Source organism: Alkalibacterium sp. s-m-28, assembly GCF_054658175.1.
This window is the reverse complement of record NZ_BAAGIQ010000351.1, coordinates 1-296: the sequence shown is the minus strand read 5'-3', so window position 1 is coordinate 296 and position 296 is coordinate 1. Positions and strand designations below refer to the sequence as shown.

Here is a 296-nt window from a genome sequence, read left to right as displayed (position 1 = left end):
CAAGAAATCTTTGCGCTGATTGGCAATCTTCTCGTGCTTTTTGGCCACTTGAATGCGTGCTTTATTGCGGTTCTTACCGCCTTTTTGTTTGAGGGATAATGACCGTTGCGCCTTCTTCAGCTTCTTTTCGGACTTGTACAGCGGTTTTGGATTTTTGTGCTTCTCAGTTTCCCCTAAATCATTGGTGGTGACCGCAAAATCCGAAATACCCAAATCAATCCCGATCTTCCGTTCAACTAATTGGGGCGTTTCGTCCGCTGATTCCACAAGAATGGATATAAAATATTTTCCCGATT

1 protein-coding gene is annotated in these 296 nt (G+C 43.6%); it reads right to left on the bottom strand.

Going from position 1 to position 296, the window contains the following annotated elements; translation table 11 throughout:
• Nucleotides 1–296: transposase (locus ACYQ4S_RS12595; protein WP_459771524.1), on the bottom strand; the 296-nt coding region annotated here is incomplete at both ends.